Annotated in this window: 11 protein-coding genes; all 11 read left to right on the top strand. The window is 60.5% G+C overall.

Annotated elements, in window-relative coordinates; translation table 11 throughout:
* Positions 1 to 69 precede the first annotated feature (69 nt).
* Positions 70 to 1,593 carry a histidine ammonia-lyase gene (gene hutH / locus ACA051_RS01805; RefSeq protein ID WP_497373280.1) on the top strand — a complete coding sequence of 508 codons (1,524 nt, stop codon included), beginning with the start codon at positions 70 to 72 and terminating at the stop codon, positions 1,591 to 1,593.
* Positions 1,594 to 1,708: 115 nt separating this feature from the next.
* Positions 1,709 to 3,241, top strand: coding sequence for a histidine ammonia-lyase (gene hutH, locus ACA051_RS01810; RefSeq protein ID WP_497373282.1), 1,533 nt, complete (start codon positions 1,709 to 1,711; stop codon positions 3,239 to 3,241).
* Between the two features lie 109 nt (positions 3,242 to 3,350).
* Positions 3,351 to 4,739, top strand: a complete 1,389-nt coding sequence (locus ACA051_RS01815) for an amino acid permease (RefSeq protein ID WP_497373284.1) — start codon at positions 3,351 to 3,353, stop codon at positions 4,737 to 4,739.
* A 38-nt stretch (positions 4,740 to 4,777) separates the two neighbouring features.
* Positions 4,778 to 5,983: an imidazolonepropionase gene (hutI, locus tag ACA051_RS01820; RefSeq protein ID WP_497373286.1), complete on the top strand. Its 1,206-nt coding sequence runs from the start codon at positions 4,778 to 4,780 to the stop codon at positions 5,981 to 5,983.
* 10 nt (positions 5,984 to 5,993) lie between these two features.
* The gene (gene hutG, locus ACA051_RS01825; protein ID WP_497373287.1) at positions 5,994 to 6,797 is read left to right on the top strand and encodes an N-formylglutamate deformylase; all 804 of its coding nucleotides are present in this window, start codon (positions 5,994 to 5,996) and stop codon (positions 6,795 to 6,797) included.
* A gap of 251 nt (positions 6,798 to 7,048) precedes the next feature.
* Positions 7,049 to 7,996, top strand: a complete 948-nt coding sequence (locus ACA051_RS01830; RefSeq protein ID WP_497373289.1) for a choline ABC transporter substrate-binding protein — start codon at positions 7,049 to 7,051, stop codon at positions 7,994 to 7,996.
* A gap of 195 nt (positions 7,997 to 8,191) precedes the next feature.
* Entirely contained in the window at positions 8,192 to 9,112 is a 921-nt protein-coding gene (locus ACA051_RS01835; RefSeq protein ID WP_497373290.1) for an alpha/beta hydrolase, read from the top strand.
* A 113-nt stretch (positions 9,113 to 9,225) separates the two neighbouring features.
* Positions 9,226 to 10,197, top strand: a complete 972-nt coding sequence (pip, locus tag ACA051_RS01840) for a prolyl aminopeptidase (protein ID WP_056741134.1) — start codon at positions 9,226 to 9,228, stop codon at positions 10,195 to 10,197.
* Positions 10,194 to 10,631: a D-aminoacyl-tRNA deacylase gene (dtd, locus tag ACA051_RS01845; RefSeq protein ID WP_008149496.1), complete on the top strand. Its 438-nt coding sequence runs from the start codon at positions 10,194 to 10,196 to the stop codon at positions 10,629 to 10,631. The genes pip and dtd overlap by 4 nt, the downstream gene beginning before the upstream one ends.
* A 321-nt stretch (positions 10,632 to 10,952) precedes the next feature.
* A complete protein-coding gene (locus ACA051_RS01850) occupies positions 10,953 to 12,776 on the top strand; it encodes a glucan biosynthesis protein G (RefSeq protein WP_497373291.1) in 1,824 nt (607 codons plus the stop codon).
* A complete protein-coding gene (mdoH, locus tag ACA051_RS01855) occupies positions 12,769 to 15,339 on the top strand; it encodes a glucans biosynthesis glucosyltransferase MdoH (protein WP_497373293.1) in 2,571 nt (856 codons plus the stop codon). The genes ACA051_RS01850 and mdoH overlap by 8 nt, the downstream gene beginning before the upstream one ends.
* The last annotated feature ends 67 nt before the right edge of the window (positions 15,340 to 15,406 follow it).

Consider the following 15,406-nt stretch of genomic DNA (forward strand, 5'->3'; position numbering starts at 1 on the left):
GTGCGGCGATCCGACAAGCCCCCTCGCCACAGGGTTTCATTGATCAGCAGAATTGGTATGAGGCTCAAGATGTCCCAGGCTGAAAAAATCGTTATCGCCGACGCCCCGTGGCGTTGGCAGGATGTGGTTGCCGTCGCCCGTCATGGCGCACAGCTTGAACTGTCGCCACAGACCTGGGCGCGGATCGAAAATGCTCAGGCAATCGTCCAGCGCATCGTCGTCAGCGGTGAGCGCGCCTATGGCGTCAACACCGGCCTCGGCGCGCTGTGCAACGTCTCGCTCAAAGACGAACAACTCAGCCAACTGTCGCGCAACACCTTGCTCAGTCACGCCTGTGGCGTTGGCGCACCATTGGCCGACGAACAGACCCGCGCAATCATCTGCGCCGCCATTCGCAACTATAGCCACGGCAAATCCGGCATTCATCGCCGGGTGGTTGAAGCGCTGTTGGCACTGCTCAATCGCGGCATTACCCCGCAAGTGCCGTCCCAGGGTTCGGTCGGTTACTTGACCCACATGGCGCACATCAGCATCACGCTGCTGGGCGTCGGCAATGTCAGCTATCGCGGGCAGATCGTTTCCGCGCAGCAAGCTCTGGCCGAAGAAGGTCTGCAACCAGTTCAGCTGGGCGCCAAAGATGGCCTGTGCCTGGTCAACGGCACGCCGTGCATGTCCGGCCTCAGCTGCCTGGCACTCGCCGACGCCACGCGTCTGGTGCAATGGGCTGACGTGATCGGTGCCATGAGCTTCGAAGCCCAGCGCGGTCAGATTGCTGCGTTCGATGCCGAGATCATCGCGCTCAAACCGCATCCAGGCATGCAGCAAGTCGGCATCAACCTGCGTGCGTTGCTCGATGGCAGCGAAGTGATCGCCAGCAGCAAAGGCATTCGTACTCAGGATGCGCTGAGCATCCGCTCGATCCCGCAAGTCCACGGCGCCGCTCGCGATCAGCTTGAGCACGCGAAAAAGCAGATCGAAACCGAACTCAACTCTGTCACCGACAACCCGATGCTTCTGGGCACGCCGGACAACTTCCGCGTCATGTCCCAAGCCAACCCGCACGGCCAATCGGTCGCGCTCGCCGCGGATTTGCTGGCGATCGCCATGGCGGAAATCGGCTCCATCGCCGAACGTCGTCTGGATCGCTTGATCAATCCGCATGTCAGCGGTTTGCCGGCATTCCTGGTGGCCAATCCGGGAGTGAACTCCGGGATGATGATCGTCCAGTACGTCGCCGCTTCGCTGTGTGCAGAAAACCGCCAGTTGGCGCAACCGGCAGTGCTCGACAACTACGTCACCTCAGGCCTGCAGGAAGACCACCTGAGCATGGGCACCAATGCCGCGCTGAAGCTGCATCGCGCGTTGGAAAACTGCACACAGATCCTCGCCATCGAGTACTTGCTGGCGGCCCAGGCGTTTGAATTCCTGAAAGATCAACGCTTCGGCGCTGGCACCGATGCAGCGTGGCGTCTGCTGCGTGAACGTGTTCCGGCCTACGACCAGGACCGCTGGCTGGCACCGGACATCGCCAGTGCCGCCGCCGTTTTGAAAGACCCGATTTTGCTGCACAAAGTGTTACCGAACCTGAACTGATTTCCACCACACCAGCGTGCCAAGGCGCGGCTCCCCAGAAGGCGAGACGCGACGGACAACGGACATCTCCGGAGCGTCTGGTGAGTTAATGACAAACTCTCAAAAGGAGCACGAAATGACTGCGCTAAACCTGATTCCCGGCCAACTGAGCCTTGCCCAACTGCGTGATATCTATCAGCAGCCGGTCAAAATCACCCTCGACGACAGCGCCTCGGCGCAGATCGAAGCCAGCGTTGCCTGCGTGGAACAAATCCTCGCCGAGAACCGCACCGCTTATGGCATCAACACCGGTTTCGGCCTGCTGGCTTCGACTCGTATCGCCAGTGAAGACCTGGAAAACCTGCAGCGCTCGCTGGTGCTATCCCACGCCGCCGGTGTCGGCGAGCCGATCAGCGACGCACTGGTTCGCTTGGTCATGGTGCTCAAGGTCAACAGCCTGAGCCGTGGTTTCTCCGGCATTCGTCGCAAGGTCATCGACGCACTGATCGCCCTGATCAATGCCGAGGTTTACCCGCACATTCCATTGAAAGGTTCGGTCGGTGCATCCGGTGACCTGGCGCCTTTGGCCCACATGTCGCTGGTGCTGCTGGGCGAAGGTAAAGCTCGCTACAAAGGCGAGTGGATGGAAGCAACCGAAGCGCTGAAAGTGGCCGGTCTAACCCCGCTGACCCTGGCCGCGAAAGAAGGTCTGGCGCTGCTCAACGGTACTCAGGTGTCCACCGCTTATGCGCTGCGTGGTCTGTTCGAAGGTGAGGATCTGTTCGCTGGCGCTGTGGCGCTGGGCGCACTGACCGTTGAAGCGGTATTGGGCTCGCGCTCGCCGTTTGATGCTCGCATCCACGCCGCTCGTGGCCAGAAAGGCCAGATTGACGCCGCTGCCGCTTACCGCGATCTGCTGGGCGAGCGCAGTGAAGTGTCCGACTCGCACCAGAACTGCGACAAGGTCCAGGACCCGTACTCCCTGCGCTGCCAGCCGCAAGTCATGGGTGCTTGCCTGACCCAGTTCCGTCAGGCTGCCGAAGTGCTCGCCATCGAAGCCAACGCCGTTTCGGACAACCCGCTGGTGTTCGCCGCTGAAGGCGACGTGATCTCCGGCGGTAACTTCCACGCCGAACCGGTGGCCATGGCCGCCGACAACATGGCGTTGGCCATCGCGGAAATCGGTTCCCTGAGCGAACGTCGTATCTCGCTGATGATGGACAAGCACATGTCGCAACTGCCGCCGTTCCTGGTGGCCAATGGCGGCGTGAACTCCGGCTTCATGATCGCCCAGGTGACCGCTGCGGCACTGGCCAGCGAGAATAAGGCGTTGTCCCATCCGCACTCGGTGGACAGCCTGCCGACTTCCGCGAACCAGGAAGACCACGTATCCATGGCCCCGGCTGCCGGCAAGCGTCTGTGGGAAATGGCCGAAAACACTCGCGGCGTTCTCGCGGTGGAATGGTTGGCTGCGGTCCAAGGTCTGGATCTGCGTGATGGCTTGAAGACTTCTTCGAAGCTGGAAGAGGCCCGCGGGATTCTGCGTGCGCAAGTGCCTTTCTATGAGAAGGATCGCTTCTTTGCGCCGGACATCAACGCGGCGAGCGAGTTGTTGGCGACCCGTTGTTTGAACGAGCTGGTACCGGCGAAGTTGCTGCCTAGCCTGTAACGGCTTCTTCTCGGGCAAACCCGCTCCCGCATGGATTGCGCTGAACCTGTGGGAGCGAGCTTGCTCGCGATTCGATTTAGCGTCGAATAAGAATAATTAAGGACGAGCAATGCAACAGTCAGAAAAGGGTTTGAAACGCGGGCTCTCTGCCCGACATATTCGCTTCATGGCGCTGGGGTCGGCGATCGGCACCGGGCTGTTTTACGGTTCTGCCTCGGCCATTCAAATGGCCGGGCCTGCGGTACTGCTCGCTTACCTGATCGGTGGTGCAGCGGTGTTCATGGTCATGCGCGCCCTCGGCGAGATGGCGGTGCACAACCCGGTGGCCGGCTCTTTCGGCCACTACGCCAGCACCTATCTTGGGCCGATGGCGGGCTTCATCCTCGGTTGGACCTACGCGTTTGAAATGGTCATCGTCGGCATGGCCGACGTCACCGCATTCGGTATTTACATGGGCTTCTGGTTTCCGGAAGTCGCCCGCTGGATCTGGGTGCTGGGCATCGTTTCGGTGGTCGGTGGCTTGAACCTGTGCAACGTCAAAGTTTTCGGTGAAATGGAGTTTTGGCTGTCGCTGCTCAAGGTCGCGGCCATCGTCGCGATGATCCTGGGTGGCTTCGGTATCATGCTGTTCGGTATCAGCACGGCCCCCGGCGCCCAGGCGACCGACATCAGCAATCTCTGGAGCCATGGCGGCTTCATGCCCAATGGTGTGGGCGGTCTGATCGCTTCGTTCGCGGTGGTGATGTTTGCTTTCGGCGGCATTGAAATCATCGGCGTGACCGCCGGTGAAGCCAAAGACCCGCAGCGCGTGCTGCCCAGGGCGATCAATGCCGTACCGTTGCGTATCCTGCTGTTCTACGTGCTGACGATGTTCGTGTTGATGTCGATCTTTCCATGGCAGCAGATCGGCAGCCAAGGCAGCCCATTCGTGCAGATTTTCGACAACCTGGGGATCAGTTCGGCGGCGACCATTCTCAATATCGTGGTGATCTCGGCAGCGGTGTCGGCGATCAACAGCGACATCTTCGGCGCTGGCCGCATGATGTACGGTCTGGCCCAGCAAGGGCATGCGCCCAAGGGCTTCGCCCGCTTGTCGCGCAATGGCGTGCCATGGATGACCGTGGTGGTAATGAGTGCCGCGTTGCTGTTGGGCGTGCTGCTGAACTACCTGATTCCGGAAAACGTATTTCTGTTGATCGCCTCTATCGCCACCTTTGCGACGGTGTGGGTCTGGTTGATGATTCTGTTCACCCAAGTGGCCATGCGTCGTTCCATGAGCGCGGAGCAGGCCGCACAGTTGAAATTCCCGGTGCCGTTCTGGCCCTATGCGCCGATGGCGGCGATTGCCTTCATGCTGTTCATCTTTGGCGTGCTGGGCTATTTCCCGGACACCCAGGCGGCGCTGATCGTCGGCGTGGTCTGGATTGTATTGCTGGTGCTGGCCTACCTGACGTGGGTGAAACCGGCGGCAGGGAAGGCAGTACCGGTGGAGCGGTAACCCTCTTTTTCTCATCGATAACCTAACGGAGGCCACGGATGAAAACTCTCTGGCAACACTGCCACGTCGCAACCATGGCGCAAGGCGTCTACTCGATCATCGAGGATGCGGCCATCGTGACGTCAGGAGCGCACATTGAGTGGATCGGCCCACGCGCCGAACTGCCGTCGGGCGAGTACCCGGCAGTCAATGATCTTAAAGGGGCCTGGGTGACGCCGGGCCTGATCGACTGCCACACCCACACGGTGTTCGGCGGTAACCGCAGCGGTGAATTCGAACAGCGTCTGCAAGGCGTCAGCTATGCAGAAATCGCAGCGGCCGGTGGAGGCATCGCCAGCACCGTGCGCGCCACTCGCGCGGCCACTGAAGATGAACTGTTCGCCAGCGCCGCCAAGCGTCTGAAGAGCCTGATGCGCGACGGCGTGACCACCGTCGAAATGAAATCCGGCTACGGCCTGGACCTGGCCAGCGAACGCAAGATCCTGCGGGTCATCCGCCGTCTCGGTGCCGAGCTCCCGGTCAGCGTGCGCAGCACCTGCCTGGCCGCTCATGCCTTGCCGCCGGAATACGCGGACCGTGCCGACGATTACATCGATCACATCTGCGCCGAGATGCTCCCGGCCCTGGCCGCCGAAGGGCTGGTGGATGCGGTGGATGCGTTCTGCGAATACCTGGCGTTTTCGCCGTCGCAGGTCGAGCGGGTGTTCATCACCGCGCAGCAGCTCGGTTTGCCGGTGAAGCTGCACGCCGAACAGTTGTCGTCGCTGCACGGTTCGAGCCTGGCAGCGCGTTACCACGCACTGTCGGCCGATCACCTGGAATTCATGACCGAAGACGACGCCATCGCCATGGCCAAGTCCGGCACCGTCGCGGTGTTGCTGCCCGGCGCGTTCTACTTTCTGCGGGAAACCCAATTGCCGCCGATGGAGGCTCTGCGCAAACACGGCGTGAAAATCGCCATCGCCAGCGACCTCAACCCAGGCACCTCACCGGCACTGTCGTTGCGTTTGATGCTGAACATGGCGTGCACCTGTTTCCGCATGACCCCGGAAGAAGCCTTGGCGGGTGCAACGATTCATGCCGCCACGGCGCTGGGCATGGCTGAAACCCACGGTTCGCTGGAAGTCGGCAAGTGTGCAGATTTCGTCGCCTGGCAAATCGATCGTCCGGCCGACCTGTCGTACTGGCTGGGCGGTGACCTGGAAAAACGCGTCGTGCGTCACGGCGTTGAAGTGAGCATTTAGGAGAACAGTTGTGGATAAGGTTCTGAACTTCAAACAAGGTCGCGTACCGCTGCTGATCAGCATGCCCCACGCCGGCCTGCGCCTGACCCCGGCGGTCGAAGCCGGGTTGATCCCCGACGCGAAAAGCCTGCCGGACACCGACTGGCATATCCCGCAGCTTTACGAATTTGCTGCCGAGCTGGGTGCCAGCACCTTGGCCGCCGAGTACTCGCGTTTTGTCATCGACCTGAATCGACCGTCTGACGACAAGCCTTTGTATGTCGGCGCGACCACCGGTCTTTACCCGGCGACGCTGTTCGACGGTATTCCGTTGTTCCGCGAAGGGCATGAGCCGTCGGCCGCAGAACGCGCGACTTACCTGGAGCAAGTCTGGACGCCGTACCACAGCACGTTGCAGAACGAGCTGGCGCGACTGAAGGCCGAGTTCGGCTACGCGCTGCTGTTCGATGCGCACTCGATCCGTTCGGTGATCCCGCACCTGTTCGACGGCAAGCTGCCGGACTTCAACCTCGGCACCTTTAACGGCGCCAGTTGCGATCCACAGTTGGCCACTCAGCTGGAAGCCATCTGCGCGTGCCACGGCGATTACAGCCATGTGCTGAACGGTCGCTTCAAGGGCGGCCACATCACCCGGCATTACGGCAATCCGGCCGAGAACATCCATGCCGTGCAACTGGAGTTGGGCCAGTGCACCTACATGGAAGAGTTCGAGCCGTTCCGTTATCGCCCGGACCTGGCGGCGCCGACGCAGGTGGTGCTCAAAGAATTGCTGCAAGGGCTGCTGGCCTGGGGCGAAAAGCACTACAGCGCGTAACCCTTGTGGGAGCGGGCTTGCTCGCGAAGAGGGCGTGTCAGTCGCCATTGATGTTGTTTGGTACACCGCTTTCGCGAGCAAGCCCGCTCCCACAGGTTGGCGTTTGTCTCGATACCTGATTGGAACAGTCGCCACCGTGCAAAACACGGTCGCTACAGTTCGCTTTTACCCTCTCGACGCTGCGTAATGTTCCGGGCACGGTGCACGAAGACACCGGCCCTCACAATAATCTGCCGCACGAGACTCCCCCAATGAAAAGACTGTTCACCCGCTGTCTCTCAATCCTCTGCGGCACTGCTCTCCTGAGCACCAGCGTTCTGGCCAGTGACGACGCTTCCTGCAAGGCCGTGCGCATGGGCGTGGTCAACTGGACCGACGTGATCGCCACCAGCGGCATGGCTGACGTACTGCTCAACGGCCTCGGTTACGAAAGCAAACAAACCAGCGCCGTGCAGCAAATCATCTTCGCCGGCATCCGCGACAAGCGTCTCGATATCTTCCTCGGTTACTGGAAACCGGCGATGGACAAAAACATCGCGCCGTTCCTGGCCGCCAATCAGGTGAAGGTCATGGACAAACCGAGCCTGGCCGATGCTCAGGCGACCCTCGCCGTACCTGAGTACGTTGCCGAAGCGGGCCTGAAAACCTTCGCCGATATCGCCAAATTCAAGGATCAGCTCGGCGGCAAGCTCTACGGCATCGAGCCGGGCAGCGGCGCCAACACCACCATTAAAACCATGATCGAGACCAATCAATTTGGCTTGAAGGATTTCAAACTGATCGAGTCGGGTGAGGCCGGCATGCTTGCCGCCGTTCAGCGGGCGGTGAATCGCAAGGAATTCGTGGTGTTCGTCGGCTGGACCCCGCACCCGATGAACATCAACATGAAAATCGTCTACCTGACTGGCAGTGAAAACGTTTATGGCCCGAACGAAGGCGCCGCCACCGTCTCCACCGTGACCGCCCCGGATTACGCCCAGCGCTGCCCGAACGTGAATCGCCTGCTGGAAAACCTGACCTTCACCGCCGCCCAGGAAAGCCAGTTGATGGTGCCGATCATGGAGCGTAAAACGCCTCAGGACGTTGCCAAGCAGTGGTTGCGCGACCATCCGGAAGATTTGCAGCGCTGGTTGGCAGGTGTCACCAGTTTTGATGGCAAGGATGGCGTGGCGACCGTTCAGACCAGTTTGAAAAACTGACGAACTGAACCCTTGCCAGGGTGAGTGAGATCATTGTGGCGAAGGGGCTTGCCCCCGTTGGGCTGCGAAGCGGCCCCAAAATGTCGGATTGACCTTGGATTTTGCGAGCGCTGCGCACTCGAACGAGGGCAAGCCCCTCGCCACAAAAGCCGTATTTCCAAATCAACATCCTCTGAACTGACCGGCACCTGACTCATGGCTCCTTATCCGCTCTCCCAACAGATGACGGCTTTCGTCGAGAAAACCGCCATCTTCAACAGCACCGACAGCAGCCTCGCCGGTTTGCGTCAGGCCTACAGCGGGATGTGCCGGGCGTTCACTCCGTCACGTCCCGCCGGGCTTTATGTGGTCGACTTTGAATTGGCCGGCGTGCCGGTGCGGTCGTATCAACCGCCGGTTTCGCCGCCGACCAGCGGTTGCCCGTGCATCGTGTATCTGCACGGCGGCGGGTGGGTGGTGGGAGACCTGGATTCCCACGACTTCATCTGCGCCGAACTGGCGTCGACGCTCGGCGTGCTGGTGATCGCCGTCGATTATCGGTTGGCGCCGGAACATCCGTTTCCGGCGGCGTTCGAGGACTGCCTGGGTGTCTGGCGCGCGCTGCGGACCGGGCCATTCCGGCTCGACCCCGAGCGAACGCTGGTGGCCGGGGACAGCGCCGGTGGCAACCTTGCGGCGGCGTTGTGTCTGGCGTTGCGCGATGCGGGGGAGCCCTTGCCGGCGGCGCAGGTGCTGATTTATCCGGGGCTGGGCGGTGATCACCGATTGCCGTCGCGCAGTGAATGCGTCGATGCTCCCTTGCTTAGCAGCAGCGATCTGGATTGTTATCACGCCCTGTACTTGCGTGGCACTGGACAGCCAGGGGCCTATGCGATGCCGTTGCTCGCCGAGGACTTCAGTAGGTTGCCGCCGGCCTTGATCGCCGTGGCGCAATTCGATCCGTTGCGCGATGACGGCATGCTCTACGCCGAGCGACTGAACGCAGCAGGCGTGGCCGCGACGCTTTATTACGGGGAAGGGTTGGTTCACGGCTGTCTGCGGGCTCGGGGGCAGGTCGCCGAGGTCGATGCACTCTATGAAACGCTGCTCGGCTATTTGTCTGAAAAAACGGGCTGAAAAACTCTGACTCTGCAAGGCATGCTCATTGGCGTAATTCGGGTTTATGATGCCGGACGGCAGAATAATAGAAGTCCCCCCAGGGATGACCTCGACCCCTTACGGAGCGCGCAATGCAGACTTTGTACCCGCAGATCAAACCCCACGCCCGGCACGATCTGGCCGTCGATGAAACCCACACGCTGTATGTCGACGAAAGCGGTTCGCCGGAAGGTTTGCCGGTTGTATTCATCCACGGCGGCCCCGGCGCCGGGTGTGATGCCCAGAGCCGTCGGTTTTTCGATCCGAACCTGTATCGCATTGTGACCTTCGACCAGCGCGGTTGCGGTCGTTCCACGCCCCACGCCAGCCTGGAAAACAACACCACCTGGGATCTGGTCGCCGACCTTGAGCGAATTCGCCAGCACCTTGGCATTGATAAATGGGTGTTGTTTGGCGGTTCGTGGGGTTCGACCCTGGCACTTGCCTACGCGCAAACCCACCCGGAGCGTGTGCACGGTCTGATTCTGCGCGGGATTTTTCTCTGCCGTCCGCAGGAAATCGAGTGGTTCTACCAGTGTGGCGCCAGTCGTCTGTTCCCCGATTACTGGCAGGACTACATCGCGCCGATCCCGCTGGACGAGCGCGAAGACTTGCTCTCGGCTTTCCACAAGCGCCTGATCGGCAACGATCAGATTGCCCAGATGCACGCGGCCAAGGCCTGGTCCACCTGGGAAGGCCGGACCGCCACCCTGCGCCCGAACCCGATGGTGGTCGATCGTTTCTCCGAGCCACAGCGCGCGCTGTCGATTGCCCGCATCGAATGTCACTACTTCACCAACAATGCGTTCCTTGAGCCCAACCAGCTGATCCGCGACATGGGCAAGATCGCCCATTTGCCTGGCGTGATCGTCCACGGTCGCTACGACGTGATCTGCCCGCTGGACAACGCCTGGGAACTGCATCAGAACTGGCCGAACAGTGAATTGCAGGTGATCCGTGACGCCGGCCATGCCGCCTCCGAACCTGGCATTACTGACGCATTGGTTCGCGCCGCTGATCAGATGGCCCATCGTCTGCTCGACCTGGCCCCTGAAGAAGCATGAAGGGCCTGCTGCAACGCGTGCGCGGCGCGCGAGTCGAGGTAGCGGGGGAGGTGGTTGGCGCCGTCGATCAGGGTTTGCTGGTGCTGGTGGCGGTCGAGCCCGAGGATACTCGGGCCAGCGCCGACAAACTTCTGCAGAAACTGCTTAACTATCGTGTGTTCAGTGACGCCGAGGGCAAGATGAATCTGTCCCTGGCGGATGTAGGCGGTGGGTTGCTGCTGGTCTCACAGTTCACCCTGGCCGCCGATACCAAGAGCGGGTTGCGCCCGAGTTTTTCGACCGCTGCCCCTCCGGCCCTGGGCGAGGAACTTTTCGACTATTTATTAGGTAAGGCGAAACAGGTGCATGGCACTGTGGCATCAGGTAGATTCGGCGCGGATATGCAGGTGCACCTGGTCAACGACGGCCCGGTAACCTTCCTGTTACAGACCTGAAAGCGCTTGAAACATGTTTTTAAGGGCTTTTCGACTGAAAACAGGCGTTTTTCGCGATAAATACTTTGTTACCCCTGATGCGTTGTAACGCGGCCTACTAGATAATCGCGCGCTACGGGGATCAGCGTTCGTTGGTCCATTTTGACTTAGGTAGAGACTTGTCCTGGACCTCTTGGGGAATCATTTAGCCCCATAGGAGTCGGAACAATGCTCGCCAACTTGGCAAGAGTGGTCTGTAGGGTCGGTTTTTTCATGCCGTACACCTCACAGGCACTTTAACTGGCCGTTGGTTTTTTGATCTGTTTTCGGCGAGGGTTGCTCGTGATTGTTAGTCCCTGTAATGCACCAAAATTGACTGCCAAACGGTTCCGAAGCGCTCTGGTAGCGGGCTCTGCACTGCTCTGCCTGCTCAGCGCCGGCCAGATTTGGGCATTCAATCTGGATGATGTATCGGTCAAGGCGAAAGAGCTGGCCGGACAAAAATACGAAGCCCCGCGCAGTAACCTGCCGAACGAATTCCGTGAAATGAAATTCGCGGACTATCAAAAAATTCGTTTCCGCACTGAAAAAGCCGAGTGGGCCGATCAGAAAACCCCGTTCAAGCTTTCGTTCTATCACCAGGGCATGCACTTCGATACGCCGGTGAAAATCAACGAAATCACGGCCAACACCGTCGAAGAGATCAAATACGACCCAAGTCGTTTCGATTTCGGCGATGTCAAGTTCGATCCTAAAGCCACCGAACAACTGGGCTATGCCGGTTTCCGTGTGCTTTACCCGATCAACAAGGCCGACAAGCAAGACGAAATCATGACCATGCTCGGCGCGAGCTACTTCCGCGTTGTCGGCAAGGGTCACACCTATGGCTTGTCCGCTCGCGGCATGGCCATCGATACCGCGTTGCCGTCCGGTGAAGAATTCCCGCGTTTCACCGAGTTCTGGATTCAACAGCCAAAACCGGGTGACAAGCACCTGGTGATCTTCGCGCTGCTGGATTCGCCACGCGCTACCGGTGCCTATCGCCTGACCGTGCGTCCGGGCAGCGACACCGTTGTCGACGTCAAGGCCAAGATGTTCCTGCGTGACAAGGTCACCAAGCTTGGCGTTGCGCCGCTGACCAGCATGTTCCTGTTCGGCGCCAACCAGCCGTCGAAAGTGCTGAATTACCGTCGTGAACTGCACGATTCCAGCGGTCTGTCGATCCATGCCGGCAACGGCGAGTGGATCTGGCGCCCGTTGAACAATCCAAAACACCTGGCCGTGAGCAACTTCTCGATCGAGAACCCGCGTGGTTTTGGCTTGCTGCAACGTGGCCGCGACTTCAGCCACTACGAAGACCTCGACGACCGCTACGACAAGCGCCCAAGTGCCTGGATCGAACCAAAAGGCGATTGGGGCAAGGGCTCCGTCGATCTGGTAGAGATTCCGACTGCCGACGAAACCAACGACAATATCGTTGCGTTCTGGAGCCCGGAAAAACTGCCTGAGCCTGGCCAGCCGCTGGACGTCGCTTATCGCATGCACTGGACTATCGACGAAGCCGCTCTTCATGCACCGGACAGCGCCTGGGTCCAACAGACCCTGCGCTCCACGGGTGACGTGAAACAGTCCAACCTGATTCGTCAGCCGGATGGCAGCGTTGCCTATCTGGTGGACTTCGAAGGTCCGTCCCTGGCGGCACTGCCGGAAACTGCGGACGTTCGCAGCCAGGTCAGCGTTGGCGACAATGCCGAGCTGGTCGAGAACAGCGTGCGTTACAACCCTGAAACCAAGGGCTGGCGCTTGACCCTGCGGATGAAAATCAAGGATCCGGGCAAGCCTACCGAGATGCGTGCTGCACTGGTCGAGAACATCGTGCCGGCCGATCTCGCCAAGACCTCGCTGCCCGTCTCCAACTCTTCTGTTGCCAAGGCCGACAAGGTCGCTGCCAAGCAACAAGAGAAGGCCGACAAGGAGGCCAAGGACGCCAAGCAAGCAGAAGCCAAGCAGGCCGACGCCAAGCCAGCCGCCGATACCAAGGACAAGGACAACAAAGACGCCAAGCAGCCTGTTGCTGCGGACGCGGCCCCAGCCACACCGGAATCGGCAGCGACGGAAGAAGTCCTGACCGAGACCTGGAGCTACCAGTTGCCTGCCGATGAGTAATTCTCAAGTACAGCCAGAGACGCTTGCCGAGTATCTGGCGCATCTACCGATGACCGACCAGCAGCGCGCGGAACTCGCGGGCTGCCAGTCCTTCAGCGAACTGCACCAGCGTCTGTCGTCTTCGACGTTCGACGCTCCGACCGAGGCTGCGCAAGCCTCGGTGGGCCGTCGCTTGACCCTTAATTCCGCTGAGGAACTGGAAGAGGCGGAGATGCTGGCGGTCGACGCCAGCGGTCGGGTTTGCCTCAAGGCCACCCCGCCGATCCGCCGGACCAAAGTCGTGCCGGAGCCGTGGCGCACCAACATTCTGGTGCGTGGCTGGCGTCGTCTGACCGGTCGCACCAATCCGCCGGCCCCGCCGAAAGACGAGAACGTGCTGCCGGCTGCTCGCTGGCGCACTGTCGGTTCGATCCGGCGTTACATCCTGCTGGTCCTCATGCTTGGCCAGACCATCGTCGCCGGCTGGTACATGAAAGGCATCATGCCGTACCAGGGCTGGTCGTTCGTCGACCTGAACGAAGTCCTGCATCAACCGATCCTGCAAACCGTCACGCAAGTGCTGCCGTATGCGCTGCAAACCAGCATCCTGATTCTGTTCGGGATTCTGTTCTGCTGGGTGTCGGCCGGTTTCTGGACGGCGTTGATGGGCTTCCTCGAGTTGCTCACCGGCCACGATAAATACCGGATCTCCGGTAAAAGTGCCGGCAACGAACCGATCGCCAAGAACGCGCGCACCGCACTGGTGATGCCGATCTGCAACGAAGACGTGCCGCGCGTGTTTGCCGGTTTGCGGGCGACCTTCGAATCGGTGGCGGCCACGGGTGACCTGGATCGTTTCGACTTCTTTGTACTCAGCGACAGTAACGACGCGGACATCTGCGTGGCCGAGCAACAGGCCTGGCTGGACGTCTGCCGTGAAGCCAAGGGCTTCGGCAAGATCTTCTATCGCCGTCGTCGCCGTCGTGTGAAACGTAAAAGCGGCAACCTCGACGACTTTTGCCGTCGCTGGGGTGGTGACTACAAGTACATGGTCGTGCTCGACGCAGACTCCGTGATGAGCGGTGACTGCCTGACCAGTCTGGTGCGCTTGATGGAAGCTACGCCGGACGCCGGCATTATCCAGACCGCGCCGCGTGCGTCGGGCATGGACACCCTTTATGCGCGTATGCAGCAGTTTGCGACCCGTGTGTACGGTCCGCTGTTTACCGCCGGCCTGCACTTCTGGCAGTTGGGCGAATCCCACTATTGGGGCCACAACGCGATTATCCGCATGAAGCCATTCATCGAGCACTGCGCCCTGGCGCCGTTGCCCGGCAAAGGTGCTTTCGCCGGTGCGATTCTTTCCCACGACTTTGTTGAAGCAGCGCTGATGCGCCGTGCCGGCTGGGGCGTGTGGATTGCCTACGATTTGCCGGGCAGCTATGAAGAGCTGCCGCCGAACCTGCTGGACGAACTCAAGCGTGACCGTCGCTGGTGCCACGGCAACCTGATGAACTTCCGTCTGTTCCTGGTCAAGGGCATGCACCCGGTTCACCGCGCGGTGTTTCTGACCGGCGTGATGTCTTACCTGTCGGCGCCGTTGTGGTTCTTCTTCCTCGTGTTGTCGACGGCGCTGCTGGCGGTCAACACCCTGATGGAGCCGCAGTACTTCCTTGAACCGCGTCAGCTCTATCCGCTGTGGCCGCAATGGCACCCGGACAAGGCGATTGCGCTGTTCTCGACGACGATCGTGCTGCTGTTCCTGCCGAAGCTGTTGAGCATCCTCCTGATCTGGGCCAAAGGTGCGAAAGAGTTCGGTGGCAAGTTCAAGGTGACGATGTCGATGCTGCTGGAGGTACTGTTCTCCATGCTGCTGGCGCCGGTACGGATGATTTTCCACACCCGCTTCGTACTCGCAGCGTTCCTCGGCTGGGCTGCGACCTGGAACTCGCCACAACGTGACGACGACTCGACGCCATGGAGCGAAGCGGTCAAGCGCCACGGCCCGCAAACCTTGCTGGGCTTCTTCTGGGCCCTGCTGGTGATCTGGCTGAACCCGAGCTTCCTCTGGTGGCTGGTGCCGATCGTCGGTTCGTTGATGCTGTCGATTCCGGTGTCGGTGATCTCCAGCCGAGTCGGCCTGGGCCTCAAGTCCCGTGACGAAAGCCTGTTCCTGATCCCTGAGGAATACAATCCGCCACAGGCGTTGGTGGCGACCGACCAGTACACCCACGAAAACCGTTGGCATGCGCTGAACGACGGCTTCATCCGGGCAGTGGTCGATCCACAGCAGAACGCCTTGGCGTGCTCGCTGGCGACATCGCGTCACGGTCAGGCCGAGCCGATCGAATGGTTGCGGATCGAGCGTGTGCGTCATGCATTGAAAGTCGGGCCTGACGGCCTGAACAACAATGAGCGTGTGCAATTGCTGAGCGATCCGGTGGCATTGGCTCGCTTGCATGAGCAGATCTGGAATGAAGGCCACCCCGAGTGGCTGCAGGCCTGGCGCAAATCGGTGAAAGCCGATCCCCATGCGCCGCTGCTGCCGCTCAAGCCGCTGAGTGCGCAGCCTCAGTTGGCGTAACAAAGAGCCCCGCTAGCCAGCGGGGCTTTTTTTCGCCTGAACGTTGCCAAACCCTTGTGCAAACGGA

The organism is Pseudomonas sp. LBUM1669 (genome assembly GCF_059695705.1).